At 60.1% G+C, this 26,832-nt stretch carries 28 protein-coding genes; 11 read left to right on the top strand and 17 right to left on the bottom strand.

Annotated features, from left to right (window positions below; translation table 11 throughout):
* Nucleotides 1-10: 10 nt before the first annotated feature.
* From mlaD to ACIPZE_RS27105, 3 genes are read right to left on the bottom strand one after another with little or no spacing between them, the layout of a single operon-like run.
* Nucleotides 11-478: an outer membrane lipid asymmetry maintenance protein MlaD gene (gene mlaD / locus ACIPZE_RS27115; protein ID WP_129389188.1), complete on the bottom strand. Its 468-nt coding sequence runs from the start codon at nt 476-478 to the stop codon at nt 11-13.
* Complete coding sequence (gene mlaE, locus ACIPZE_RS27110; protein ID WP_129389185.1) at nt 478-1,275, bottom strand: lipid asymmetry maintenance ABC transporter permease subunit MlaE; 798 nt, start codon at nt 1,273-1,275, stop codon at nt 478-480. The genes mlaD and mlaE overlap by 1 nt, the downstream gene beginning before the upstream one ends.
* The gene (locus ACIPZE_RS27105; protein WP_129389183.1) at nt 1,275-2,084 is read right to left on the bottom strand and encodes an ATP-binding cassette domain-containing protein; all 810 of its coding nucleotides are present in this window, start codon (nt 2,082-2,084) and stop codon (nt 1,275-1,277) included. Before ACIPZE_RS27105 ends, mlaE begins: the two co-directional genes overlap by 1 nt.
* A 275-nt stretch (nt 2,085-2,359) precedes the next feature.
* On the opposite strand from ACIPZE_RS27105, the gene ACIPZE_RS27100 reads away from it, so the two are divergent.
* The 10 genes from ACIPZE_RS27100 to ACIPZE_RS27055 all read left to right on the top strand — a co-directional run bounded on the left by ACIPZE_RS27100 (nt 2,360) and on the right by ACIPZE_RS27055 (nt 9,473).
* Nucleotides 2,360-3,334: a KpsF/GutQ family sugar-phosphate isomerase gene (locus ACIPZE_RS27100; RefSeq protein WP_064388002.1), complete on the top strand. Its 975-nt coding sequence runs from the start codon at nt 2,360-2,362 to the stop codon at nt 3,332-3,334.
* Entirely contained in the window at nt 3,335-3,859 is a 525-nt protein-coding gene (locus tag ACIPZE_RS27095; protein ID WP_042557670.1) for an HAD family hydrolase, read from the top strand.
* Nucleotides 3,860-3,867: 8 nt separating this feature from the next.
* Complete coding sequence (gene lptC, locus ACIPZE_RS27090) at nt 3,868-4,440, top strand: LPS export ABC transporter periplasmic protein LptC (RefSeq protein ID WP_129389180.1); 573 nt, start codon at nt 3,868-3,870, stop codon at nt 4,438-4,440.
* Entirely contained in the window at nt 4,427-4,972 is a 546-nt protein-coding gene (lptA, locus tag ACIPZE_RS27085) for a lipopolysaccharide transport periplasmic protein LptA (RefSeq protein ID WP_129389177.1), read from the top strand. Before lptC ends, lptA begins: the two co-directional genes overlap by 14 nt.
* Nucleotides 4,972-5,697: an LPS export ABC transporter ATP-binding protein gene (gene lptB, locus ACIPZE_RS27080; RefSeq protein ID WP_008085069.1), complete on the top strand. Its 726-nt coding sequence runs from the start codon at nt 4,972-4,974 to the stop codon at nt 5,695-5,697. Before lptA ends, lptB begins: the two co-directional genes overlap by 1 nt.
* Nucleotides 5,698-5,969: 272 nt before the next feature.
* The gene (locus ACIPZE_RS27075; RefSeq protein ID WP_129389174.1) at nt 5,970-7,463 is read left to right on the top strand and encodes an RNA polymerase factor sigma-54; all 1,494 of its coding nucleotides are present in this window, start codon (nt 5,970-5,972) and stop codon (nt 7,461-7,463) included.
* Between the two features lie 73 nt (nt 7,464-7,536).
* A complete protein-coding gene (hpf, locus tag ACIPZE_RS27070) occupies nt 7,537-7,845 on the top strand; it encodes a ribosome hibernation-promoting factor, HPF/YfiA family (RefSeq protein WP_007912419.1) in 309 nt (102 codons plus the stop codon).
* Between the two features lie 12 nt (nt 7,846-7,857).
* Nucleotides 7,858-8,322, top strand: a complete 465-nt coding sequence (ptsN, locus tag ACIPZE_RS27065) for a PTS IIA-like nitrogen regulatory protein PtsN (protein WP_129389171.1) — start codon at nt 7,858-7,860, stop codon at nt 8,320-8,322.
* A gap of 2 nt (nt 8,323-8,324) precedes the next feature.
* Nucleotides 8,325-9,182 (top strand): RNase adapter RapZ, encoded by an 858-nt coding sequence (gene rapZ / locus ACIPZE_RS27060; RefSeq protein ID WP_283437676.1) that lies wholly within the window; start codon nt 8,325-8,327, stop codon nt 9,180-9,182.
* Nucleotides 9,183-9,197: 15 nt separating this feature from the next.
* On the top strand, nt 9,198-9,473 hold the full coding sequence (locus ACIPZE_RS27055) for an HPr family phosphocarrier protein (RefSeq protein ID WP_129389165.1): 276 nt from the start codon (nt 9,198-9,200) through the stop codon (nt 9,471-9,473).
* 122 nt (nt 9,474-9,595) lie between these two features.
* Here the strand turns inward: ACIPZE_RS27055 and ACIPZE_RS27050 are convergent, their stop codons facing one another.
* From ACIPZE_RS27050 to pmbA, 6 genes are all read right to left on the bottom strand, one after another.
* Nucleotides 9,596-10,489: a ZIP family metal transporter gene (locus ACIPZE_RS27050; RefSeq protein ID WP_400776448.1), complete on the bottom strand. Its 894-nt coding sequence runs from the start codon at nt 10,487-10,489 to the stop codon at nt 9,596-9,598.
* Between the two features lie 30 nt (nt 10,490-10,519).
* The gene (locus ACIPZE_RS27045) at nt 10,520-11,131 is read right to left on the bottom strand and encodes a superoxide dismutase (protein WP_283437678.1); all 612 of its coding nucleotides are present in this window, start codon (nt 11,129-11,131) and stop codon (nt 10,520-10,522) included.
* Between the two features lies 1 nt (nt 11,132).
* Nucleotides 11,133-11,573, bottom strand: a complete 441-nt coding sequence (locus ACIPZE_RS27040; RefSeq protein WP_007953590.1) for a hypothetical protein — start codon at nt 11,571-11,573, stop codon at nt 11,133-11,135.
* A 27-nt stretch (nt 11,574-11,600) separates the two neighbouring features.
* Entirely contained in the window at nt 11,601-12,977 is a 1,377-nt protein-coding gene (locus ACIPZE_RS27035) for a lyase family protein (protein WP_283437680.1), read from the bottom strand.
* Complete coding sequence (locus ACIPZE_RS27030; protein WP_283437681.1) at nt 12,958-13,365, bottom strand: FagA protein; 408 nt, start codon at nt 13,363-13,365, stop codon at nt 12,958-12,960. Before ACIPZE_RS27030 ends, ACIPZE_RS27035 begins: the two co-directional genes overlap by 20 nt.
* Before the next feature lie 217 nt (nt 13,366-13,582).
* Nucleotides 13,583-14,929 carry a metalloprotease PmbA gene (pmbA, locus tag ACIPZE_RS27025; protein WP_400776445.1) on the bottom strand — a complete coding sequence of 449 codons (1,347 nt, stop codon included), beginning with the start codon at nt 14,927-14,929 and terminating at the stop codon, nt 13,583-13,585.
* A 108-nt stretch (nt 14,930-15,037) separates the two neighbouring features.
* Here pmbA and yjgA point away from each other — a divergent pair, with 108 nt between their 5' ends.
* Nucleotides 15,038-15,562: a ribosome biogenesis factor YjgA gene (yjgA, locus tag ACIPZE_RS27020; RefSeq protein WP_007915377.1), complete on the top strand. Its 525-nt coding sequence runs from the start codon at nt 15,038-15,040 to the stop codon at nt 15,560-15,562.
* 98 nt (nt 15,563-15,660) lie between these two features.
* On the opposite strand, the gene tldD is transcribed toward yjgA, so the two are convergent.
* From tldD to ACIPZE_RS26980, 8 genes are all read right to left on the bottom strand, one after another.
* Complete coding sequence (gene tldD, locus ACIPZE_RS27015; protein ID WP_160055865.1) at nt 15,661-17,103, bottom strand: metalloprotease TldD; 1,443 nt, start codon at nt 17,101-17,103, stop codon at nt 15,661-15,663.
* Nucleotides 17,104-17,107: 4 nt separating this feature from the next.
* On the bottom strand, nt 17,108-17,968 hold the full coding sequence (locus ACIPZE_RS27010; protein WP_283437683.1) for a carbon-nitrogen hydrolase family protein: 861 nt from the start codon (nt 17,966-17,968) through the stop codon (nt 17,108-17,110).
* Between the two features lie 128 nt (nt 17,969-18,096).
* Complete coding sequence (locus ACIPZE_RS27005; RefSeq protein ID WP_400776442.1) at nt 18,097-21,900, bottom strand: YhdP family protein; 3,804 nt, start codon at nt 21,898-21,900, stop codon at nt 18,097-18,099.
* A gap of 75 nt (nt 21,901-21,975) precedes the next feature.
* Complete coding sequence (rng, locus tag ACIPZE_RS27000) at nt 21,976-23,433, bottom strand: ribonuclease G (RefSeq protein ID WP_129389142.1); 1,458 nt, start codon at nt 23,431-23,433, stop codon at nt 21,976-21,978.
* A gap of 58 nt (nt 23,434-23,491) precedes the next feature.
* Entirely contained in the window at nt 23,492-24,088 is a 597-nt protein-coding gene (locus ACIPZE_RS26995) for a nucleoside triphosphate pyrophosphatase (RefSeq protein WP_283437685.1), read from the bottom strand.
* A gap of 37 nt (nt 24,089-24,125) precedes the next feature.
* On the bottom strand, nt 24,126-24,617 hold the full coding sequence (gene mreD / locus ACIPZE_RS26990) for a rod shape-determining protein MreD (protein WP_129389136.1): 492 nt from the start codon (nt 24,615-24,617) through the stop codon (nt 24,126-24,128).
* Nucleotides 24,617-25,762 carry a rod shape-determining protein MreC gene (gene mreC / locus ACIPZE_RS26985; RefSeq protein WP_283438657.1) on the bottom strand — a complete coding sequence of 382 codons (1,146 nt, stop codon included), beginning with the start codon at nt 25,760-25,762 and terminating at the stop codon, nt 24,617-24,619. Before mreC ends, mreD begins: the two co-directional genes overlap by 1 nt.
* 143 nt (nt 25,763-25,905) lie before the next feature.
* On the bottom strand, nt 25,906-26,832 hold a 927-nt coding region (locus ACIPZE_RS26980; RefSeq protein ID WP_400776438.1), incomplete at its 5' end, for a rod shape-determining protein.

Raw genomic sequence — 26,832 nt, 5'->3', positions numbered from 1 at the left:
CAAAAGCTCCTCATTTGGCGTCTTTGCTAACGGTATTGAGCAGGAATTTACCGATCAGGTCTTCCAGTACCAGAGACGACTGCGTGTCATGGATGGTTCCGCCATCCTTCAGCGGCTTGTCTTCCCCGCCGACACTGATACCGATGTACTTCTCGCCCAGCAGACCAGCGGTCAGGATAGACGCTGTGGAGTCAGTCGGCAGATTGTCGACCTTTTTATCCACTTGCAGGGTCACCCGACCGGTGAAGCTGTCGCGGTCCAGATCGATTGCCGTGACCTTGCCGATGGTCACACCGGCCATGGTCACTTTGGATCTGACCGTCAAACCGGCGATATTGTCGAAGTACGCATACAGCTTATAGGAGTCGGTGGTCGACGTCGGAGACAGGCCACTGACCCGCAAAGCAAGCAGCAGCAAAGCCAGGATCCCTGCCAGCAGGAACAGGCCGACACCGATTTCCAGGGTGCGGTTTTGCATCAGAAATCTCCAAACATCAAAGCGGTCAGAATAAAGTCCAGGCCGAGCACTGCCAGCGAGGCAAATACCACGGTCTTGGTAGTGGCACGACTGATCCCCTCGGAAGTGGGCTCACAGTCATAGCCTTGGAATACGGCGATCCAGGTCACGACAAAGGCGAAAACGATACTTTTGATGACGCCGTTAAGCACGTCACTGGTGAAGTTCACGCTGTTCTGCATGTTCGCCCAGTAGGAACCTTCATACACGCCCAGCCAGTCGACAGCTACCCACGAACCGCCCCAGATGCCTACCACGCTGAAAATCATCGCCAGCACCGGCAGGGAAATGAAGCCTGCCCACAGCCGCGGAGCAATAATGTACTTGAGCGGGTCGACACCGATCATTTCCAGGCTGGAAAGCTGTTCGGTGGATTTCATGTTGCCGATTTCTGCGGTCAATGCCGAGCCGGCACGTCCGGCGAACAACAGCGCCGTCACTACCGGGCCGAGTTCACGCAGCAGGGTCAAGGCCACCATCTGACCCACTGCCTGCTCCGAACCGTAGCTGGAGAGAATACTGAAACCCTGCAGCGCCAGAACCATGCCGATGAAAATGCCGGAAACGACGATGATCACCAGCGACATTACGCCGACCGAATGCAGCTGCTTGACCAGCAGACCGAAGCCGCCGCTGATTCCACCACGGCCGAGCAAGGCATGGAACAGGAACAGTGTCGCGCGGCCGAACACCGCGACGGCGTCGATCGCCGACTCGCCGAACCGGCGTACGCGTTCTATTAATGAAAATCTGCGCATCAGCGCTTCCCCAGAAGATCTGCGCGGTAATCCGTCGCTGGAAAATGGTACGGCACCGGGCCATCGGGATCGCCGGTCATGAACTGACGGATACGCGGCTCGTCCGAATTCATCAATTCGTCCGGCGTGCCCTGCCCCAGCACCTGGCCATCGCCCACTACATAGATGTAGTCGGCAATGCTCGCGGTTTCGGCCAGATCGTGGGAAACCACGATACTGGTGATCCCCAGTGCATCGTTGAGCAGACGGATCAGGCGTACCAGCACGCCCATGGCGATCGGGTCCTGGCCGACGAACGGCTCGTCGTACATGAGGATCTGCGGGTCGAGCGCAATCGCCCGGGCCAGCGCAACGCGACGTTTCATGCCACCGGACAGCTCATCGGGCATCAACTCGATGGCACCGCGCAGACCGACCGCCTGCAATTTGAGCAGGACGATGTCGCGGATCATTTCTTCCGGCAACTCGGTATGAACGCGCAGGGGAAAAGCGACGTTCTCGAAAACATCGAGGTCGGTGAACAGTGCGCCGCTCTGGAACAGCACGCCCATGTGCTTGCGCGCATCGAACAGATCGCTGCGCGACAACTTCGGCAGGTTCTGGCCGTTGACCCAGACTTCGCCGCTGGTTGGGCGCAATTGTGCGCCCATCAACCGCAGCAGCGTGGTCTTGCCACACCCGGAAGGCCCCATGATGCCGGTGACCTTGCCGCGCGGGATGCGGATATCGACGTTATTGAAAATGCTGCGCGCACCGCGCTTGAAGGAGACTCCCTTCAGCTCGACCGCGTAGGCGTTATCGGCACTCATCTAAACTCCTTGCGATGCAGCCTCTCACTCGGACGCCTGGCTTTCCTGGGAAAGCACATACCCTCCGGGCAGGCCGAACTGGCGGCGAACTATATCACTGCAAAGGCCAAGCGCCCAAGGTCTGTGCCGGCCTGTGTTCGGCAATCTGACAGGGTTGGAGTGGCTTTTTCGGGGTTTTGGTAACGAGGAATGACAAAGCACGACGAACTTGCGTGAGGCTTTTCAACTTAACCGCTATAATCGCCGCCTTTTCATCGGGCTATACGATTTCTGACATGAGCCAATCCAGCGACCTGATTCAATCGGCACAACGCACCATCCGCCTCGAAGTGGAAGCCGTACAAGGCTTGTTGCCCCATATCGACGCCGATTTCGTACGCGCTTGCGAGATGATTCTGGCCAGCAAGGGCCGTGTAGTTGTAGTCGGCATGGGCAAATCCGGGCACGTCGGCAACAAGATCGCCGCGACACTGGCCAGCACCGGCACTCCGGCTTTTTTCGTGCATCCGGCTGAAGCCAGCCATGGCGACATGGGCATGATCACCCGCGACGACGTGATTCTGGCCCTGTCGAACTCCGGCTCGACCAACGAAATCGTCACCCTGCTGCCGCTGATCAAACGCCTGGGCATCCAGCTGATCAGCGTCACCGGCAACCCGCAATCGCCGCTGGCCAAGGCTGCCGAAGTCAACCTCAACGTTCACGTCGAGCACGAAGCCTGCCCGCTCAACCTGGCGCCGACCTCTTCGACCACTGCGGCATTGGTCATGGGCGATGCCCTGGCTGTCGCCCTGCTCGAAGCACGCGGTTTTACCGCTGAAGATTTCGCCTTCTCCCATCCGGGTGGCGCGCTGGGCCGTCGTTTGTTGCTGAAAGTCGAGAACGTCATGCACGCCGGCCAGGAACTGCCGCAGGTGCAGCGCGGCACACTGCTCAAGGACGCGTTGATGGAAATGACCCGCAAGGGTCTGGGCATGACCGCCATCCTTGAAGCCGATGGCAAGCTCGCCGGGATCTTCACCGACGGCGATTTGCGCCGCACGCTGGATCGCAGCATCGACATCCGCAGCGCCACCATCGACCAGGTGATGACCGCACACGGCAAGACTGCCCGGCCCGAGATGCTCGCCGCCGAAGCCCTGAAAATCATGGAAGACCATCGAATCAACGCACTGGTAGTCGTCGACGAGGAAGATCGCCCGATTGGCGCCTTCAACCTCTCCGACCTGCTGCGCGCAGGAGTCATGTAAATGAGCACCGATCTGCTGCAACGCGGCAAAGCGATCAAACTGGCGGTTTTCGACGTCGACGGCGTCCTCACCGACGGGCGCCTGTATTTCCTTGAAGACGGCAGCGAATTCAAGACCTTCAATACCCTCGACGGCCAAGGCATCAAAATGTTGATGAATGCCGGCGTGCAGACCGCCATCATCAGCGGTCGCAAGACTCCGGTGGTCGAACGGCGCGCAAAAAATCTCGGCATCCCGCACCTGTTTCAGGGGCGTGAAGACAAATTGGTGGTTCTCGACGGTCTTCTCGAGCAACTGGGCCTAAGCTATGAACAGGTCGCCTACCTCGGTGACGACCTGCCCGACCTGCCGGTGATCCGCCGCGTAGGCCTGGGCATGGCTGTCGCCAACGCTGCCGATTTCGTCCGCGAACACGCCCACGGCGTTACTCGCGCCCGTGGTGGCGAAGGTGCTGCACGCGAATTCTGCGAATTGATCCTGCGCGCCCAGGGCCGCCTCGATGCGGCCAACGCCGCGTACCTGTGAGCCAAACCATGTTTAGCAAAAAATTTCGCAACTTCCTGCTGTTCGGCTGCATCGCTGCGTTGTTCGCCGCGGTCGGCTACTGGAACATCAGCCCGGAACGCTTCCTCGACAAGCCTCCGGTCTCGTCCGTGGACACCCCGATTGACTGGTACGCGACCAACACGCATACCCTGCAATACCTGCCGGACGGCAAAGTGCAATACGAAATGACGTCCGACAAGGCCGAGCACGTCAAGGCGACCGACATCACCCTGGTCACCAAACCCGACCTGAACATGTACCGCGGCACTGATTTTCCGTGGCACGTGACCAGTGAGCGTGGCGAAGTGAACTCGGGCGGTACCGAAGTCGAATTGATTGACTCGGTACGCGTCAAACGCACCGATGAAAAGAACCGCGACACGCTGATCACTTCCACCCGCATGACAGTGTTCCCGCAGCAGCAATATGCGCAGACCGAGCAACCCGTTAGAATCGACGGCGCTGGCGGTGTATCAACTGGCGTTGGAATGAAAGCGTACCTGAAGGAAAGCAGGATACACCTGCTATCGAACGTAAGAGGACAGTATGAGGCTCGTTAAAACCCTCCCTATTTTGCTCAGTCTGGGCGCAGCACTGGGAAGCGTGAGCGCCTGGGCTCTGCCGAACGATCAGCAGCAACCTATCCGCATTCAAGCCGACGACGCCCAACTGGACGACAAGAACGGCATCGCTACCTATAAAGGTGATGTGATCATCACCCAGGGTTCGATGATCGTTAAGGGCAACACGGTGACCATCACCCGTACCCCGGCCGGCGATATCGACGTGGTGACGTCGGTGGGCAACCTTGCCTACTTCGAGCAATTGCAGACTCAAGGTGACACCAAGCCCGTGCAGGGCTGGGGCGTGACGATCCAGTACCACGCTGCGCAAAATCGCGTCGTGCTGATCGACAAGGCCAAGGTTGTCGACAAGGACAACAACACGACTCAGGGCGAGAAAATCGTCTATGACACCGTGAAGAAACTGGCCAGCGCCGGTCGCGCTACCGGCAGCAAGGTCACCGAGGCGCGTCCGCGCATCGACATGGTGATCCAGCCGAAGAAGAAAACCGACGAGAAAACCCAGTAATGGCAACTCTGAAAGCTCAGCACCTGGCCAAGGCCTATAAAAGCCGCCAGGTCGTGCGTGACGTCAGCCTGTCGATCGACAGCGGTCAGATCGTCGGCCTGCTCGGCCCCAACGGCGCCGGCAAGACCACATGCTTCTACATGATCGTCGGCCTGGTGCAGGCAGATCAGGGCCGCGTGCTGATCGATGACCTGGACGTCAGCCACCAGCCAATGCACGGTCGTGCAAAGGCCGGTATCGGCTATCTGCCGCAAGAAGCGTCGATCTTCCGCAAACTGTCGGTCGCCGACAACATCATGGCGATCCTCGAGACCCGTCAGGAACTCGACAAGGCCGGACGTCGCAAAGAGCTGGAAAGCCTGCTGCAGGAATTCCACATCAGCCACATCCGCGACAACCTCGGCATGAGCCTGTCGGGTGGTGAACGCCGCCGGGTGGAAATCGCCCGTGCCCTGGCGACTGCGCCGAAATTCATCCTGCTCGACGAACCGTTCGCCGGTGTCGACCCGATCTCGGTCGGCGACATCAAGCAGATCATCCACCACCTCAAGGCCAAGGGTATCGGTGTACTGATCACCGACCACAACGTGCGTGAGACGCTGGATATCTGCGAAACGGCCTACATCGTCAACGACGGTCAACTGATCGCCGAAGGTGACGCAGAAACCATCCTGGCCAACGATCTGGTCAAGGAAGTGTATCTGGGCCACGAATTCCGCCTGTAAGCGTGACAGTGCCCGGTGCCGCCGGAGCGCAGTATCGATTCAAGCGCGATTTAATACGCTTGATTGTTACAGCGCTCCAGGCAAACACGTCGCTTCAAAGGTGTTCACCGCTCGCCTGAGCAACGCGTCAATAAAGTTTTCTATCTTTTTATTGTTACAGCGCTCTAGGCAAACACTTCAGTTTCAGGCATATAATTTGCTTAAGTTTGGCGCTTCGGCGCCCTGTAGTGGATGGCGCGTAGCGCCGGCGAATAAGGTGTTAAGCCCCTGCCATGAAACCATCGCTAGTCTTGAGAATGGGCCAGCAGCTGACGATGACACCGCAGCTGCAACAGGCCATCCGCCTGCTCCAATTGTCGACCCTGGATCTGCAACAGGAAATCCAGGAGGCTCTGGAATCCAATCCGATGCTCGAACGCCAGGAAGAAGGCGAAGACTTCGACAATTCCGATCCGCTGGCCGACAACGCCGAACAGAAGCCCAACACCGAGATCCAGGAACCTTCCTACCAGGAAACCGCGCCGACGGTCGACAACCTCGAAGACGGCGAATGGAACGAACGCATCCCCAACGAACTCCCGGTCGATACCGCCTGGGAAGACGTCTACCAGACCAGCGCCAGCAGCCTGCCCAGCAGCGATGATGACGAGTGGGACTTCACCACCCGCACCTCCGCTGGCGAAAGCCTGCAAAGCCATCTGCTGTGGCAATTGAACCTCGCACCGATGTCCGACACCGATCGCCTGATCGCCGTGACCCTGATCGATTGCATCAACAATCAGGGCTATCTGGACGAAACCCTCGAAGAGATTCTCGAGGCATTCGATCCGGAACTGGACATCGAACTGGACGAAATCGAAGCCGTCCTGCACCGCATCCAGCAATTCGAACCGGCCGGTATCGGCGCACGCAACCTCGGCGAATGCCTGTTGCTGCAATTGCGCCAGTTACCTGCCAAGACGCCATGGCTGGCAGAAGCCAAACGTCTGGTCAGTGACTACATCGACCTGCTCGGCAGCCGCGACTACAGCCAGTTGATGCGCCGCATGAAGCTCAAGGAAGATGAGCTGCGCCAGGTCATCGAACTGGTGCAGAGCCTCAACCCGCGCCCAGGCTCGCAGATCGAGTCCAGCGAAGCCGAATACGTCGTCCCCGACGTCATCGTGCGCAAGGACAATGAGCGCTGGCTGGTCGAGCTGAATCAGGAGTCGGTGCCACGCCTGCGCGTCAACGCGCAGTACGCCGGTTTCGTCCGTCGCGCCGACACCAGCGCCGACAACACTTTCATGCGCAATCAGTTGCAGGAGGCCCGCTGGTTCATCAAGAGCCTGCAAAGCCGCAACGAAACCCTGATGAAGGTTGCCACGCAGATCGTCGAACACCAGCGCGGTTTCCTCGAATACGGCGACGAAGCGATGAAACCGCTGGTCCTGCATGACATCGCCGAAGCAGTCGGCATGCATGAATCGACGATTTCGCGGGTGACCACGCAGAAATTCATGCATACCCCGCGCGGTATTTATGAACTGAAATACTTTTTCTCCAGCCACGTCAGCACCTCCGAAGGCGGCGAATGCTCGTCCACAGCTATCCGCGCGATCATCAAGAAACTGGTTGCTGCGGAAAATCAGAAAAAGCCGTTGAGTGACAGCAAGATCGCTGGTTTACTGGAGGCACAAGGCATTCAGGTGGCTCGCCGCACCGTCGCCAAGTACCGCGAATCCCTCGGGATCGCGCCGTCGAGCGAACGCAAGCGGTTGATGTAAGCCACGTTACAGCGTTCCAGTGGCAGGCTTTTCGGCCTGCCGCTTTATGCACTGGCAACGAAGGAGAAGCTGTATGCAAGTCAACATCAGTGGACACCAACTGGAAGTGACCCAACCTCTGCGTTCCTATATCGAGGAAAAACTCCAACGACTGGAGCGACATTTCGACAAGATCACCAACGTGCAAGTCACGATGTGCGTCGAAAAGCTGAAGCAGAAAATCGAAGCCACCTTGCATATTCCCGGCAGCGAAGTGGTCGCAAACGCAGAAGATACAGACATGTACGCTGCGATCGACTCACTCACCGACAAGCTGGATCGCCAACTCAAAAAGCATAAGGAAAAGACCCAGAGCCTCCTCCAGGGCGCTACCGGTCGATAACCCCCCTAACCCATGATCCGACTTGAAAGTATCCTGACCCCCGGCCGTTCTCTCGTGAACGTGCCGGGCGGCAGTAAAAAGAAAGCCCTCGAACAAATTGCCAACCTGATCGCCCGCGAAGTGCCGGATCTGGAGATGCAAGATGTCTTCGAGGCACTGATTGCCCGTGAAAAACTCGGTTCCACCGGTTTTGGTAACGGCATCGCCATTCCACACTGCCGCCTCAAGGGCTGCGAAGCGCCGGTCAGCGCGCTGATGCACCTTGAAGCCCCTATCGATTTCGACGCCATCGATGGCGCTCCGGTCGACCTGCTGTTCGTGCTGCTGGTCCCCGAAGCCGCGACCGATGCGCACCTGGAGTTGCTACGTCAGATCGCCAGCATGCTGGATCGCAAGGAAGTGCGCGACAGACTGCGCAGCGCCCAGACTAACCAAGCCTTGTATCAGGTTGTCCTGGACGAGCAAAGCGGGCAGTAATCATGCGTTTGATCATCGTCAGTGGCCGTTCCGGCTCGGGTAAAAGCACCGCACTGGATGTCCTCGAGGACAACGGTTACTACTGCATCGACAATCTGCCGGCGGGATTGCTGCCGGAACTGGCCGAACGCGCCCTGATTCACACCGAACTGGCGCAGCCGCTGGTGGCCGTGTCGATCGATGCGCGTAACCTGCCAAGCCATCTGTCGCGCTTTCCCGAACTGCTTGAAGATGCCCGCAGCAAGCATATCCAGTGCGACGTCCTGTATCTGGATGCCGACGAGGAAACCCTGCTCAAGCGTTTTTCCGAGACTCGCCGCCGCCATCCCTTGAGCAATGCCAATCGCTCGCTGGCCGAAGCGATCCATGACGAAACCGCCCTGCTCGGCCCGATTGCCGACCTTGCCGACCTGAAAATCAATACCACCAATCTGAACCTGTACCAGTTGCGCGACACCCTCAAGCTGCGCCTGCTGAACCAGCCGGAACCGGGTACCGCATTTCTGGTCGAGTCATTCGGTTTCAAGCGCGGCATGCCGGTCGATGCCGATCTGGTGTTTGACGTACGCTGCCTGCCTAACCCGTACTGGAAGCCGGAATTGCGCGAGCAATCCGGTCTCGATGCTCCGGTGGCAGACTATCTGGCGGCGCAGCCGGAGGTCGAAGAGATGTTTCAGGACATCTTCACCTACCTGCACAAGTGGCTGCCACGCTTTGCCGCGAGCAACCGTGCCTACGTCACCATTGCCATAGGCTGCACCGGCGGGCATCACCGCTCCGTCTACCTGACCGAACGCCTGGGTCAGGCCCTGCAGAAAACCCTGAAGAACGTCCAGGTTCGCCACCGCGACCTCACTTAAAGGATTCACACCGCGATGCCTGCTCTGGAAATCGAAATCATCAACAAACTGGGCCTGCATGCCCGCGCGTCGGCCAAGTTCGTTGGCGTGGCCGGGCAGTATCCGGATTGCACGATCAGAGTGGGGCGCACGCCGGAGACCACGGTCGATGGCAAAAGCATTATGGCGATGATGATGCTGGCGGCTGGCAAGGGCACCAGGATTTATCTGAGCACCGAAGGTGAAAAGGATCAGGAAGCGCTGGATGCGTTGGTGGCGTTGATCAACAACTACTTCGATGAGGGTGGTTGACCGCCAAAAGCAAAAGATCGCAGCCTTCGGCAGCTCCTACATTGGAAGGCCGCGTGTGGTGTTAACCCGCAGCACATAACCCCATGTAGGAGCTGCCGCAGGCTGCGATCTTTTGATCTGCTTCAACCCAATGCCGTATCCATCACCATCATCAAACAAAACCCGCTCAACAAGCCAAGACTGGCCAGTTTGTCATGACCATTGCGTCGCGACTCGGGGATCACCTCGTGAGTCACCACCAGCAACATCGCCCCGGCAGCCAATGCCAGCCCTAACGGCAACAACACCTGCGCCAGACTGACCAGCCACGCGCATAACAGCGCAAATACCGGTTCGACCAGACCTGATGCCGCGCCGATCAGGAACGCCTTGACCCGCGACATCCCTGCCCCGGCCAATACCAACGCAATCACCAGACCTTCCGGCACATCCTGCAAGGCGATGCCCATGGCCAGGCTGTCCGCATCCGGCATGCCGCCGCCGGCAGAAACGCCGACAGCCATGCCTTCGGGGATGTTATGAGCAATGATGGCGAACACGAACAACCAGATGCGCGGCGGAATCACCGGGTGCTCGACGGTACCGACGAGCATTTCCGGGGAAGCGCCGGACACCTTGAGATCAACCAGATACAGACCGAATGCACCGAGCATGATGCCGAAGCAGATCAGGCCACTGGCCCCCCACGGTGTCAGGCCCAGGCTTTCGGCGGCAGCAATGCCCGGCACGATCAGCGAAAACGCCGTCGCCGCCAGCATCACCCCGGCGCCAAACCCCAGCAACGTATCGCTGAGCGCCTGCGGCATGCGCCGAATCACCAGCACCGGGACAGCGCCAAGCGCCGTGCCGAGGGCGCAGATCGCGCCACCCTGCAACGCCCGCGACAGCCGCGGTTCCAGATTCAGCCATTCCAGTCCGTGGGCGACCAGCAAGGTCACGCCCGCCAACAGCAATAGCGATCCCACTGCGTAACGAAACATACGCCCACTTCCGATCGCCAGTGTTTCAGTGCCCATAGTCAGCCTTGGATTGTTTTTATAGAAGACTTAAACCAGTGCCGCCTGATAGCGCGCAGCGACTTCAGGCCAATTGATCACGTTGTAAAAGGCGTTGATGTATTCCGGGCGTCGGTTCTGGTAGCGCAGGTAATAGGCGTGTTCCCAGACGTCGAGACCGAGAATCGGCGTGTTGCCGTTCATCAACGGGCTGTCCTGGTTGCCGCTGCTTTCCACGATCAGTTTTTTCTCCGGGGTCACGCTGAGCCAGGCCCAACCGCTGCCGAAACGGGTCAGCGCGGCTTTGGTGAACGCTTCCTTGAAGCTGTCGAGACCGCCCAATTGCTCATCAATGGCCTTGGCCAGCGCGCCGTCCGGCTTGCCGCCACCGCCAGGCACCATCACTTCCCAGAACAGCGAATGGTTGGCGTGACCGCCGCCCTGATTGATCACCGCCGCACGAAGTTTTTCCGGTAGCTGCTTAACGCTGGCGACGAGTTTTTCCACCGGCCATTCAGCGTACTCAGTGCCTTCTACCGCCGCGTTGAGGTTATTGATGTAGGTCTGGTGATGCTTGGTGTAGTGAATCTCCATGGTCTGCGCATCGATGTGCGGTTCCAGGGCGTCGTAGGCGTAAGGCAAGGCAGGCAAGGTAAAAGCCATTTCAATGGACTCCATGGTGATGGGGGGCAGGCGCGCGTCGCGCATTGCCGGTATCCGGATGCAGCAGACGCTGGGTGCGTGGGTATTCGCCGTGTTCGCTGATGAAATTCAGCAGTTCGACGTAGGTCTTGCTGCTCTGGCGCAGCGCCGCTTCACGCAGCGCCGGGCGCAGGCGCTCGTCCTGCATGGTCTGCAACAGCCGCTGGTGGATGGCGCAGAGGTATTCGGCGCTCTCCTCCGGCTGATTCAGGCGCAAATGCAAGTCAGCCAGGTTGTGATGGGAGATGACGCAGGCCGCCACCGCTTCGTCGGCATCCGCCCAGCGTTCGAACAACACTTGCGCCAAGGCCAGGGCTTGCAGGTAAGCCTCACGGGCGTCGATCAGTTCGCCCAGCATGAAGCAGCGATTGGCCCGTTCGATCGTGCGTTTCCAGTGCTCCATGGTGAGCCTCCAAAGCGGTTGCGGGGTTTACACGCCGCCGGCGGTGAGTTTCTCGGGATTGAGTAACTCTTCCAGTTGGCTGCGCGACAGGTCGGTGTGTTCCAGGGCGACGTCGATCACCGCGCGGCCTTCCTTGTAGGCCTGCTTGGCGATTTCGGCGGCCTTCTGGTAACCGATGATCGGGTTGAGCGCGGTGACCAGAATCGGATTGCGTGACAACGCTTCTTTCAAGCGCGATTCGTTGACCTTGAAGCTGGCGATGGCCTTGTCAGCGAGCAGACGGCTGGAGTTGGCCAGCAGTTCGATGCTGCTCAACAGGTTCTGCGCGATGATCGGCAGCATCACGTTCAGTTCGAAATTGCCCGACTGCCCGGCAATGGTGATCACCGAATCGTTGCCGATCACCTGCGCGGCGACCATGGCGGTGGCTTCCGGGATCACCGGATTGACCTTGCCCGGCATGATCGACGAACCCGGTTGCAGCGCCTCCAGTTCGATTTCGCCGAGGCCGGCGAGCGGGCCGGAGTTCATCCAGCGCAGGTCGTTGGCGATTTTCATCAGCGACACGGCGATGGCTTTGAGTTGGCCGGAGACGGCGACGGCGGTGTCCTGCGAGCCAATCAGCGCAAACAGATCCTTGCCTTGAGTGAACTGCACGTCGGTCAGTTGACTGAGTTGCCGGCTGAAACGCGCGGCGAATTCGGGGTGCGCATTGATCCCGGTGCCCACCGCCGTGCCGCCCTGCGCCAGCGATTGCAGGCTCGGCAGCAAATCCTGCAAATGACCGATGTTGGCCTTGAGCTGCTGCGCCCAGCCGTTGAGCACCTGACTCATTCGTACCGGCATGGCGTCCATCAAATGCGTGCGACCGGTTTTGACGTGGTGATGCACTTGCCCGGCCTTGTGCTCGATCACTTGCACCAAGTGCAGCAGCGCCGGCAGCAATTGCTCGTGCAGGGCCAATGCCGCGCTGACGTGAATGGTGGTCGGGATGATGTCGTTACTGCTCTGGCCGCAGTTGACGTGATCATTGGCGTTGACCGGCTCGTCGAGCAGGCGGCTGGCCAGGGTGGCGATCACTTCGTTGGCGTTCATGTTGGAGCTGGTGCCGGAGCCGGTCTGGAAGATATCCACCGGAAAATGCTGCATGAAATCGCCTTCGAGCAGACCTTGCGCGGCGTCGCTGATGGCTTTGCCCTGCGCGGCAGTGATCTGGTTGAGCTCGACGTTGGCCCGAGCGGCGGCGGCTTTGGCGAGGATCAGCGCGCGGATGAATTGCGTCGGCATCGGTTTGCCGCTGATCGGGAAGTTATCCACTGCGCGCTGGGTCTGCGCGCCGTAGAGAGCGTCTACCGGCACCTGCAGTTCGCCCATGCTGTCGCGCTCAATACGTGTCTTGGTCATCGGTAAATCCTTGGACTAGTTCAATGAGAGGAATCGAGGGAAGCAGTTCACAAGTGGCGAGCTGCCAGGTGTAGCGTTGCCAGCGTTTGAGCCGGCAGTTGCACAGGGACAGGCGCTCCATTTCACGCAATGGGCGCCAGGCTTGATCGAGGCAGAGGCTGCGCCAGTGCCACGGCAAGGCGATGTCGGTGGCGGTATCGAGTAGCAGACGGAAAGAGGTTTCGGCGATCGTCCAGGCTGAGGTCGCGGTGCAACAAGACAGGTACCGGCCTTCGGCCAGGTAATGTTCGATCAGGCGCGGTTCGTCTGGATCCATCGCGCAACGGATCTGGCGACTCATCCAGCGCCAGCTTTCGAGGTACGGCTGCTCGTGCAAGGCAGAACTCATGATTCGGGGCTCATCCGATAATGAGATTTATTATTAGATGATAATGAGAACCAAAACAAGAGCGCCTGTGTAGGAGCTGCGCAGGCTGCGATCTTTTGATTTTGTTTTGAAAGACAAGATCAACAGATCGCAGCCTGCGGCAGCTCCTACACGGCAGGCATGAAAAAGGCGCGGCATCCGGGTGGATGGCGCGCCTTTTTGTGTGACGGCCGGGATGTTAGCTGCCCGCGACGGTCATCCGTTCGATCAACACCGAACCGGTGCGAATGTTGCTGCGCAATTCTAGGTCATTACCCACCGCGACAATCTGCTTGAACATGTCGCGCATGTTGCCGGCGATGGTGACTTCCTGCACCGCGAACTGGATTTCGCCGTTCTCCACCCAAAAACCCGCCGCCCCGCGCGAGTAGTCGCCGGTGACCATGTTCAGGCCATGGCCCATCAATTCGGTGACCAACAAGCCTCGGCCCATACGCTTGAGCAGCGCAGCCTGATCTTCGTCGCCATGGGTGACGAACAGGTTGTGCACGCCACCGGCGTTGGCAGTGCTCGGCATGCCTAGCTTGCGCCCGGAGTAAGTGCCGAGAATGTACGAGACCAGCTCGCCGTTTTCGACGAACGGTTTGGCGTACGTCGCCAAGCCATCACCGTCATATGAGGCGCTGCCCATGGCGCGCATCAGGTGCGGACGTTCATCGATGGTCAGCCACTCGGGGAACAGCTTCTGCCCCAGCGTGCCTTCAAGAAACGACGATTTGCGATACAGACTGCCGCCGGACACCGCCGAGAGGAAACTGCCGAACAAGCCGCCAGCCAGCTCTGCGGAAAACAGCACCGGCACTTCACAGGTCGGCACCGGACGCGCACCCAGACGGCTCGCCGCTCGCTGCGCTGCACGCTGACCAATGCTTACCGGATCGGCCAGCAAGGTGCCTTGACGGCTGACGTCGTACCAATAATCGCGCTGCATCTGGCCGTCGGCCTCGGCGATCATCACGCAGCTCAGGCTGTGCCGGGTCGATGCATAGCCACCGATGAAACCGTGGCTGTTACCGTAAACGCGGCAGCCTTGATGGGTGCTCAGCGTAGTGCCGTCGGCATTCTTGATCCGTGCGTCGGCATCGAACGCTGCCGCTTCACAGATCAAGGCCTTCTCGATGGCCTGCTCCGGGGTGATGTCCCATTCGTGGAACAGGTCGAAATCCTGCTGATCCCTGGCCATCAACGCCGCATCGGCGAGGCCCGAGGCTTCGTCTTCAGAGGTGTGCTTGGCGATGGCGAGCGCGGCAGCGACTGTTTCGCGAATCGCATCAGGGCCGGTAGCGGAAGTGCTGGCCGAGCCTTTGCGCTGGCCAACATACAACGTGATGCCAAAACCCTGATCGCGGTTGAATTCGACGGTTTCGACCTCGCGCTGACGCACCGACGTCGACAGCCCCTGCTCCAGCGATACCGCTACTTCGCAGGCGCTGGCGCCCTGGCGCTTGGCTTCGGCGATGATCTGCTCGACTTGTTCCTGCAGTGCCGGCAATGCCTGCGGGCCGACGCTTTGAACTGCACTCATGCTCATCTCCACTCAAATTCTGCTTTCGGCTGGGGTCATCGAGCGACCGGGCCGGACAAGCGGCCCCCGACTGGTTATCATGGCGGCGTTTCTTTGCGGACTGCCACCATGGTTGATTCTTACGACGACTCCCTCGATACGGGAGAAAAAAGCAAATCTCAGGTCAAACGCGAGCTGCATGCTCTGGTTGACCTCGGCGAGCGCCTGACAACACTCAAGCCTGACTTGATCGCAAAACTGCCGCTGACCGACGCCATGCGCCGGGCTCTGGCCGATGCGCCCAAGCACACCGCGAACATCGCGCGTAAACGGCACTTGCAGTTCATCGGCAAACTGATGCGCGATCAGGACACTGACGCGATTCTCACGCTGCTCGATCAACTCGATGCCTCGACTCGCCAGTACAACGAGCGTTTCCACAATCTCGAACGCTGGCGCGATCGCCTGATCGCTGGCGATGACGCCGTGCTGGAGAAATTCGTCGTCGAGTACCCGGACGCCGATCGCCAGCAATTGCGTTCCCTGATCCGTCAGGCTCAGCACGAGGTTGCGCAAAACAAACCTCCTGCTTCCAGCCGCAAGATCTTCAAATACATCCGTGAGCTGGACGAGACCCAACGCGGCCTGCGTTGATCTCATCCCTTGTAGGAGCTGCCGCAGGCTGCGATCTTTGCTATTAAAGATAAAAAGATCGCAGCCTGCGGCAGCTCCTGCACAGGATGTTTCCATCCTTATGCGCCCGTGCCACCCACGGTGATCGCATCGATTTTCAATGTCGGCTGACCCACGCCTACCGGCACCGATTGCCCGTCCTTGCCGCACGTACCCACGCCGCTGTCCAGCGCCAGATCGTTACCAACCATCGACACCCGGCTCATCGCCTCGGGGCCGTTGCCGATCAACGTCGCGCCTTTCACCGGTGCAGTGATCTTGCCGTCTTCGATCAAGTACGCCTCGCTGGTCGAGAACACGAACTTGCCGCTGGTGATGTCGACCTGACCACCGCCAAGGTTGGCGCAGTAGATGCCCTTCTTCACCGAAGCAATGATTTCCGCCGGATCGCTTTCGCCGCCGAGCATGTAAGTGTTGGTCATGCGTGGCATCGGCAGATGCGCGTAGGATTCTCGACGGCCGTTGCCGGTGCGGGCCACACCCATCAGGCGCGCGTTGAGCTTGTCCTGCATATAACCCTTGAGTACGCCGTTTTCGATCAGCGTGGTGCACTCGGTCGGGGTGCCTTCATCGTCGACACTCAGCGAACCGCGACGGCCGCTCAAGGTGCCGTCATCGACGATAGTGCAGAGCTTCGACGCAACCATTTCGCCCATGCGCCCGCTGTAGGCCGAACTGCCCTTGCGGTTGAAATCGCCTTCGAGACCGTGGCCGACCGCTTCGTGCAGCAGCACGCCCGACCAGCCCGACCCCAGCACCACCGGGAAAGTACCGGCCGGCGCCGGAATCGCTTCGAGATTGACCAGCGCCTGACGCAACGCTTCACGGGCATAGCCCATGGCACGGTCTTCGGCGAGGAAATAACGGTAGTCGGTACGCCCGCCGCCGCCATGCCCACCGCGCTCGCGGCGGCCATTCTGCTCGACGATCACACTGACGTTGAAACGCACCAGCGGCCGTACATCCGCCGCCAGGCCGCCGTCGGTGGAGGCCACCAGAATCCGTTCCCAGACCCCGGCCATACTGACGCTGACTTGCTGGATACGCGGGTCAAGCGCGCGGGTCGCGACGTCGATGCGCTTGAGCAACTCGACTTTCTCGGCGCGGCTCAGCACTTCCAGCGGGTTATCCGGCGCATACAGTTGCGCGACGTCCTGGGTGGTGAACGCCTGCACCGTGCCGTTTTGTCCGGCGCGGGAGATCGAACGTGCGGCACGCGCCGCGGCACCGAGGGCTTCGAGGGTGATCGCGTTGCTGTAGGCAAAACCGGTTTTCTCACCGGATTGCGCACGCACACCCACACCCTGGTCGAGGTTGAAGCTGCCTTCCTTGACGATGCCGTCTTCCAGTGCCCAGGACTCGGAAATCTGCCCCTGGAAATACAGGTCGGCGGCATCGATGCCGGGGCCGGCCAGATCGCCGAGCACGCCTTGCAGGCTCTCGATCGTCACGCCACCGGGCGCCAATAGATGATCACTGACTGAGGACAACAACTCGCTCATAGGTTTACGCCTTAAATTCGTGTTCTGAAGCAGGTCGCTGTGCGCCCTGCGAGAAAAACCGCCGATGACGCGTCACCGGCATTCGCGCCCTGATGGACGCTTGTTCATCGCTATCGCGTTCGGCCAACAACACCGCTTCGCCTTGATCCTGCTGCGCCAGCACGCGCCCCCACGGGTCGACGATCGCCGCATGCCCGAAGGTTTCCCGCGGTCCCGGATGGGTCCCGCCCTGCGCTGCGGCCAGCACATAACACTGCGTCTCGATGGCCCGCGCACGGATCAACACATCCCAGTGCGCTGCGCCCGTCACTGCAGTAAACGCCGACGGTGCACTAATCAATTCGGCACCGGCGGCGCGCAACTCGCTGTACAACTCAGGAAAGCGCAGGTCATAACACACGCTCAGCCCGAGCCGACCGACCGGGGTGTCCGCCACCACCACGCCATTGCCATAAGCATAGTCATCGGATTCGCGGTAACGGCCACGATTGTCCGCCACATCGACATCGAACAGATGCAATTTGTCGTAGCGCGCGACGATTTCGCCGTGTTCATCGACCAACAACGAGCAGGCATTGGCCTTCGCCGTCGGTTGATCCACCGGTGGCAACGGCAACGTGCCGGCCACTATCCATAACTTGAGGTCGCGGGCGGTCTGTTTCAACCATGGCAGGATCGGTCCCTCGCCCAGCGCTTCAGCACGGCCGATGTCAGCGACGTCGCGACGGCCCATGGCGGCGAAATTTTCCGGCAGAACCGCAAGCTTCGCACCGCCGGCCGCTGCCTGTTCGAGCAGGCGTCGGGCCTGGGCCAGATTGGCCAGCACGTCGCTCTGGCTGACCATTTGAATCACCGCTAAAGACATGGCCACTCCTCGGAATCTGCACATAACCTTGTAGGAGCTGGCTGCGAGCTTTTGATCTGGCTGTTAAAAACAAAATCAAAAGATCGCAGCCTTCGGCAGCTCCTACGCGGGGGATAGGGTCATGCTACTCAAAAAGGCTTGTCGAAGGTGATTTTCGGCTCTTTCCACGGGCCTTTGACGGTGTATTTCACACTGGCGAAGCGTGCCACGCGGTCACCGATCAGCTTGTCGATCAGAAACAGCGCACCGCCAACCGCCGGCGCGCCAACGAGTAGCGCGGCGATCGGCAGGTTATTGGTCACCGGCAGCGTCACCAGCAACTTGGCGTCGACCTGTTCAGCGACCAGATCCAGTTTGCCGTTGAGTTCGATGTTGCTCGATGGCCCGGTCAGGCGGATCGGCTCTTTCGTATCGTAAACGCCGTTGGTCGCCACCAGCAGGCCCTTGACCCGGTCGTAGCTCAAGCCTTTGCCGAACAGATCGGAAAAGTCGAGGCGCAGGCGGCGACCGATCGAGTTGAAGTTGAGCAGACCGAACACCCGCAATGCCTGCGCGCCGCCCTCCACTTCAACAAACTGGCCCTTGTTCAGCGACGCGTCGAGGGTGCCGGAGAAACGTTTGGTCGCCAGCCATGCCGGCGAGCCCGGCCAGCGGCCGTCGACATCCATGTGGAATTCTTCGCTGGTCACGCTCGGTGCGAATCCCCAGCCCTTGAGGACATCGGCGAGGTTCTTGCCGCCGATCCGCCCCTTGAACCAGCTATTGGTCGAGCCCGGCGCACCTTCCCAGCCACCGTTGCCTTGTAGCAGGATGCCTTTGAGGCCCATATCAAGGTTGTTCAGCGCGATACCTTTGGCTGTCGGACGCACCTTGAGCGACCAGCCACCGACCAGATCCTGGCCCTGGAACAACTGATTGATGGTGATATCCAGCGCCGGGATTTTCGTCGGGTCGACCGACACCAGTGGATCGGGCGCGTTTTCGTCAGCCTGCACCGTCGGGTCTGGCGCCGGCAGCTTCACGTATTGCAGATTCACCACAATCGGCGTGCCTTTGGCATCCGGCAGACTCGCCGTGCCTTTGGCCTGCTGACTGTCGAGCGCCAGATTCCACGCGCCCGGTTTGCGATTCAGCTGCACCGAAGCCTGATCCAGCGTGGTACCGAAGGCCGTCAGTTTGCCGACCTTGAAGTCCGCGCTGCTGAGCAACTTGTTGGCGCTGCCTCCCGGATCCTGTCCGGCGTACTTGCTGACCAGATCCTGCCACGGCGCCACGTCCAGCTCCGACAGCACGCCGCGAATCCGCAAGCCCTTGGCCCCCGGCAACACAGCCTCGCCGGCACCGAGGAACAATTCGCCCCGGCCCTCGGCAAAATTGCTCGGCGGTGCCGCGAAGGTGAAATTCGCCAGTTGATCGTAATTGACCCAGTAACGCCGCTCCGGCCCTTGCAGGGTCATGCGAAACACCGTGTCGCGGCCGGTTTCCGCGGTCATGCCGAATGGCGCCGGCAGATCCACCGCCACGCCTTTCATGCTGGAGCTGACCATCAATTGGCTGTCTGCGCCGTCGAGATTCAACTGCAACTGATACGGAATCGTCCCGGAGACCGGCAGCGGCTGCGTCACGCCCAACCAGTCGGTGAGCTTCTTCACCTCGACCTGGCCCGATGCCGCAACACGGGTCCTGAGCTTGCCCGGGCTGCCGTCGGCAAAAATCTGCGCAGTGATCGGCTTGTCGAATGCCCGTGCCGCGATGTTCTGCCCGCTGAGGCCCTTGGCGCTGTCAAAGCGGAAATCGCCCTTCAACTGAGTCAGTTCGAGCTTCGGCTCGGCCAGTTTCAAGCGCGCATTAGCGGTCTTGAAATCGACGAGGATCTTCGGCAGATCGCCCTTGGCCAGCGGCACGTCCAGTTTCAATTTGCCTTGCAGATCTCCCGCGCCTTCCCAGCCGGCAAAGGTTTCCGCCGTGCCGATCGGCGCATCCTGAAGGATCTTCAAGCCGTCACCCAAGCCACCGGCAAAGGCACCGTCGAGGAACATATGGGTGTCCTGCCCGGTCGGCACATGAGGAATATTGACGAAAACGTCCTTGACCTGAGTGTCGAGCAACTGGCCCTTGTTCGCCCAGATACGCACGCCGCTGTCTTCGATGAACACGTCGCCGCTGACTTTGCTCACGTGCGGCCATCCCGGCTGAAAGGCCAGTTCGGCATCATGCACTTTGAAGAACAGGCTGATGCTGCGATCGGCCTCGCCGGCATTCTTGCTCAGCGAACCCTGATACTGGAAAAAACCCTGATCGACCGCGCCCTTGAGGATCGCCGTGCGCAACCACTCATCGAGTGCCGGGCTCAAGACTTCAGGCAAGTACTTGGCGGTGTAGCGACCGTCGCCATCGACCAGCCCGACCCGCAGGTCCATGTAGTCTTCCTGGCTGTGGTCGAAATGCAGGCGAATCAGGAAGTCGCCAGCAATCTTGCCCTCTTCGCCCAGCACCTTCAGGTACGGCGCGATCAGGGTGAAACCGTCTTTATCGAGCTTCCAGGTCAACCGCGCGTTGGCCTGCAGGTATTGCCATGGCTTGGCGAAAATCGGATCGAGGTGCAGGACGAAATCCTTGCTGTCCATACGCAACTCACCACCATCAAGATTACCGGTGAGGCTGCCGCTGACGTTTCGCGCCGCGGGAGCGCCGTGGTAGGCGTCGAAGCCGACCTGGTCGAGATTGGCCGCGAAGCTGAACTTCGAGCCATTGGTGGCTGCAGGCCGGAAATCCAGCAGCACATTGCGCAGGCCCCCGGTGACTTTCAAATGATCGACCACCTCGGCGAAACCTTTCGGCAACGGCCCAAGCGCATTGAGCAGCGGCGTGATCGGGGTCAGGTCCAGACGATCGGCCTGAAGATGCCAGAGCTCTTCAACCTTGTCGGTGGCACGGGTCTGCTGCAACTGGACGCGAGACTCCCAGCGGGTTTCGCCAAAATTCATCGCCAGCGAATCGAGGGTGAGGGTCGCACCTTCGGCACTGTTCTGGTAGTAAGCGTTAAGTGCCAGATTGTTGATCTGGATCGGCTTGCGCTCGGCATAAGCGCCAGTCAGTTGTGGCGCATTCAAGCGCAGCGCAGCGCTTTGCAAAGTGCCCTCGGCCCAGTTCACCCAAAGCTCGCCGCCGGCCTTGATCTGGGAAAAATTCCATTGCTGGGTGAGGCGCTCGGGCAGCCATTTCGCCCAATCGCTTTGCGGCAAACTGGCGTAACCGTCGACGCTGCTGTTCTGCCATTGGTCGGGGCGAATGCGCGTGCGCAGGCTCAAGGCGACGGGTTGACCATCAGGTAATGTCAGGCGTGCATCGAGGCGTTGCCGACTGGCACCGGTTTTCAGGTTGAGGCCGACATAGGTGAGGGTCAGCGGCGCGTGATCCTGCGGCTGCAGAGTCACTTGACTGTCGAGTACCGACAGTTGCTGAATCATTTGCGAACGATTGAACAACTGCTGCGCATCGAGCGGCTGATCGTTCTGCACAGGCAAGCCTTCCAGCGCCCAACTGCCGTCCTCCGCTTCCTTGAGGCTGATTTTCAGGCCATTGAGTTCCAGATGCGCAATGCGCACCTCGCGCGCCAACAGACTGGCCCACAGATCCGGCACCGCCCGCACCCGGTCCAGACGCAAGGCATTGGCACCCTCGCCGACCATCACGTCGTGGGCCAGCAGGATCGGTGCAAAACCGCTCCAGTTACCTTCCAGCTCACCGATCTGCAACGGCATGCCGAGTGCGGCACTCGCCTTGGCTTCGATATCCGCACGATACTCGGCCACCAGCGGGGTCAGTTCGCGGCCGAGACTGACGTACAACGCCATCAATACCAGAACCAACGCGCACAGGCCCAGCCCCCAGCGGGTGATTGCGGCCAAAATGCGTGTCAGACGTTCCATGTCAGTTGGCTCCCATGGCAAAAATACTGCGAAAAGCTGAGGCCAGCCGCGGTGAAAAAGGTGTGACGCAGGGGTTCAGAGCAGCACCACGTCATATTGTTCCTGGGAATACATGGTTTCCACCTGGAAGCGTATGGTGCGGCCGATAAACCCTTCAAGCTCGGCGACGTTACCGGATTCTTCATCAAGCAAACGGTCGACCACTTTCTGGTTCGCCAGTACGCGATAACCCTCGGCCTGATAGGCGCGGGCCTCGCGGAGAATCTCGCGGAAAATCTCGTAACAGATGGTTTCCGGAGTTTTCAGCTTGCCGCGCCCCTGGCAACTGCTGCACGGCTCGCACAGCACTTGCTCAAGGCTTTCGCGGGTGCGCTTGCGGGTCATCTGCACCAGGCCCAACTCGGTGATACCGATGATGTTGGTCTTGGCGTGATCGCGTTCCAGTTGTTTTTCCAGGGTGCGCAGGACCTGACGCTGGTGCTCTTCATCTTCCATGTCGATGAAGTCGATGATGATGATCCCGCCGAGATTGCGCAGGCGCAGCTGCCGGGCAATCGCCGTGGCCGCTTCGAGGTTGGTCTTGAAGATGGTTTCTTCGAGGTTGCGATGACCGACGAACGCGCCGGTATTGACGTCGATGGTGGTCATGGCTTCCGCCGGATCGACCACCAGATAACCACCGGATTTCAACGGTACTTTGCGTTCGAGGGCTTTCTGGATTTCGTCTTCGACCCCATAAAGGTCAAAGATCGGTCGCTCGCCCGGGTAGTGTTCCAGACGATCGGCAATCTCCGGCATCAGTTCGGCGACGAACTGCGTGGTTTTCTGGAAGGTTTCCCGGGAATCGATGCGGATCTTCTCGATCTTCGGATTGACCAGATCGCGCAGGGTGCGCAATGCCAGGCCGAGGTCTTCGTAGATCACGCTCGGCGCGGAAATGGTCTTGATCTGGTCGTTGATCTGATCCCACAGACGGCGCAGATAGCGGATGTCCATGAGGATCTCGTCAGCACCGGCACCTTCAGCGGCGGTGCGCAGGATGAAACCGCCCGCCTCTTTGATACCTTCCTTGGCCACGCAATCGCTGACCACCTGCTTGAGGCGCTCGCGCTCGGCTTCGTCTTCGATTTTCAGCGAAATGCCAACGTGGGCAGTGCGCGGCATGTACACCAGATAGCGCGACGGGATCGACAGTTGCGTGGTCAACCGCGCGCCTTTGGAGCCGATCGGATCCTTGGTGACTTGCACCACCAGGCTCTGGCCTTCGTGCACCAGCGCACTGATGCTTTCCACCGCAGGGCCTTCGCGTTGCGAGATTTCAGCGGCATGAATGAACGCGGCGCGATCGAGGCCGATGTCGACGAATGCTGCCTGCATACCCGGCAATACGCGGACGATCTTGCCTTTATAGATGTTGCCGACGATCCCGCGTTTTTGCGTGCGCTCGACGTGGACTTCTTGCAGCACACCGTTTTCGACCACCGCCACGCGCGATTCCATCGGCGTGATGTTGATCAGAATCTCTTCACTCATGGCAGGATCTCGTTCAGGCATGTTCACGATAATGGCCGCATCTGGATGGGTACGACGCTTATTGCGCGTTCAGGTTTTGCCAACAGGGTATGCCGAAATGGCCCAACAGTTCTGCGGTTTCGCAAACAGGTAGCCCGACCACCGCCGAGTAACTGCCATTGAGGCCGGCGACGAACACTGCGCCGAGCCCTTGAATGCCATAACCGCCGGCCTTGTCACCGGGTTCACCGCTGGCCCAGTAGGCGCCGGCTTCCTCACGACTGATCGGGCGGAACCGCACCAGACTGCGCACCACCCGCGATTCGCAACGTTCGCCTTCGAGCAGGGCAATGGCGGTCAGCACTTCATGCTCCTTGCCGGACAACATCATCAGCATGGCGCATGCGTCGGCTTCGTCCACCGGTTTGCCAAGAATTTTGCCGTCAAGCACCACGGCGGTGTCGGCGCCCAGCACGCAGAAAGGCTGCGCGCCATTGACCGTGCGTCGGCCGGCCTCGGCCTTGCCGCGCGCGAGGCGCTCGACGTAGGCCGATGGCGATTCTTCGGGGAATGGGGTTTCGTCGATGTCCGCACTGATGGCGGAGAACGCCACGCCAATCTGCGTGAGCAATTCACGTCGACGCGGCGATCCGGAGGCAAGGTAAAGCGGCTTCATCAAAACATCTCCCTGTTCAGCGACCAGCTTCACCGGCTCAATTGATTTTGTAGCGGCGGCGCAATCCACGCAGAGCGAAGCTGACCCACGGCCAGAGCAAGGCACTGACCAGCGCAGGAAGGACCAGCGCCAGGGTTGGTTGACGGTTACCGGTCAGGGCGCTCAGCCACAACTGCACCAGTTGCGCGAGGCCGAAGATCACCAGGATCACCAGGCATTGCTGCCACATCGGAAACATCCGCAGGCGTTGTTGCAAAGACAGTACGAGGAAAGTGATCAGCGTCAGGATCAACGCGTTCTGCCCAAGCAGCGTGCCGTACAACACATCTTCGGCCAGCCCGAGGCAAAACGCCGTGACCATGCCAACGGTGTGCGGCATGTACAGCGCCCAGAACGTCAGGAGCAGCGCCAGCCACAGCGGACGGAGAATTTCCATGAATTGCGGCAACGGCGAGACACTGAGCAGCATGCCGATGAGAAAGGTCAGCCAGACGATCCAGCCGTTACGCGATGCGGTAGCGCCGACCATTATTCTTGTCTCCCGGTTGTCGCCGGTGCTGTGACAGGCGGTTTTGCCGCCGGACGTGCAGCAGGCTGGCCAGCTGGAGGTTTGGCCGCCGCCGGGGTGGCTGCAGGTGGTTTTGCCGCTGCGGGCGGTTTGCCTGCAACGGGTTTCGCCGGTGTCGCGCTGGTAGCAGCGGCTGGCGCGGCAGGTGTTGCCGGCGTCGCGCTCGCTGCGGCAGCAGGCGGGGTCACGGTTTTCGGCACAGTGGCCGGAATGATCGGGCCGCCGCCAAAGGCATCGAGATTTTCCTGCGCCTGTGCGGCATCGTTGGCGCGCTCTTCGGCGGTGCGGGTGTCGCTGAACACCAGCAGCAGGTAGCGGCTGCGGTTGAGTGCAGCCGTCGGTACGGCGCGGACGATGGCGAAAGGCTGACCGGAATCGTGGATCACTTCCTTCACGGTCGCGACCGGATAACCGGCCGGGAAGCGCTGGCCGAGACCAGAACTGACCAGCAGATCGCCTTCCTTGATGTCGGCGGTGTCGGCAACATGACGCAATTCCAGACGCTCCGGGTTGCCGGTGCCGCTGGCAATCGCGCGCAGACCGTTACGGTTCACCTGCACGGGAATGCTGTGAGTAGTGTCGGTCAGCAGCAAAACACGCGAGGTGTATGGCATCAACTCGACCACCTGGCCCATCAAGCCGCGTGCATCGAGCACCGGTTGACCGAGCACCACGCCGTCACGCTCACCTTTATTGATGATGATGCGGTGGGTAAAGGGATTGGGGTCCATGCCGATCAACTCGGCCACTTCGACCTTCTCATTGACCAGCGCGGAAGAATTGAGCAACTCGCGCAGCCGAACGTTCTGCTCGGTGAGGGCAGCAAGCTTTTGCATGCGTCCCTGCAATAGCAGGTTTTCGGTCTTGAGTTTTTCGTTTTCGGCGACAAGCTCGGTGCGGCTGCCGAACTGACTGGCGATCCCTTCCCACAGCCGTCCGGGCAGGTCGGTGATCCAGTAGGCATCCATCAACACCAGCGACGCTTGTTTGCGCGCGGGTTTGAGCAGATCAAAGCGGGCATCGACCACCATCAGCGCGACCGACAGCACGGCCAGCACCAACAGGCGCACACCCAACGAAGGGCCTTTGGCGAAAAGCGGTTTAATAAGCCGCTCCTCCCAGGCAAATGTTCTGTTTATTCATACGGCATCAAACCGGCCTGGATGAAGACTGACAGAAGATAAACGCCAACAGGCAGCACTGCAAAGTGCTGCCTGCGCGCGCTCACCCACGTATTGCACCCGGCGACTTATTCGCTCGAGAGCAGGTCCATGGTGTGCTTATCCATCATTTCCAATGCACGGCCACCGCCGCGAGCGACACAGGTCAGCGGATCTTCGGCAACGATCACCGGCAGACCGGTTTCCTGGGCCAGCAGCTTGTCGAGGTCACGCAGCAGCGCGCCACCACCGGTCAGCACCAGGCCACGCTCGGCGATGTCGGAAGCCAGTTCCGGCGGCGATTGCTCCAGCGCACTTTTCACGGCCTGAACGATGGTTGCCAGGGACTCTTGCAGAGCTTCCAGCACTTCATTGGAGTTCAGGGTGAATGCGCGTGGAACGCCTTCGGCCAGGTTGCGACCGCGAACGTCGACTTCGCGAACTTCGCCGCCCGGGTAGGCCGTGCCGATTTCCTGCTTGATGCGCTCAGCGGTGGATTCACCGATCAGGCTGCCGTAGTTACGACGCACGTAGGTGATGATCGCTTCGTCGAAGCGGTCGCCGCCAACACGCACGGACTCGGCGTAAACCACACCGTTCAGCGAGATCAGCGCGATTTCAGTGGTACCACCACCGATATCCACGACCATCGAGCCGCGTGCTTCTTCAACCGGCAGGCCGGCACCGATCGCAGCAGCCATTGGCTCTTCGATCAGGAACACTTCACGCGCACCGGCACCGAGGGCCGATTCACGGATGGCACGACGCTCAACCTGAGTGGATTTGCATGGAACGCAGATCAGCACACGAGGGCTAGGCTGCAGAAAGCTGTTTTCGTGAACCTTGTTAATAAAGTATTGCAGCATCTTTTCGCAGACGCTGAAGTCGGCGATCACGCCGTCCTTCATCGGACGAATGGCAGCAATGTTGCCCGGCGTACGGCCGAGCTGGCGGTTGGCCTCGGTGCCGACAGCCACGACACGGTGCTGATGACCGGGTGGCGGTCTGGGCCGAAG

It is taken from the genome of Pseudomonas sp. NPDC089741 (assembly GCF_044748825.1).
GTDB classification, from domain to species: domain Bacteria; phylum Pseudomonadota; class Gammaproteobacteria; order Pseudomonadales; family Pseudomonadaceae; genus Aquipseudomonas; species Aquipseudomonas helmanticensis.
This window is presented reverse-complemented; position numbering and strand designations above follow the sequence as displayed.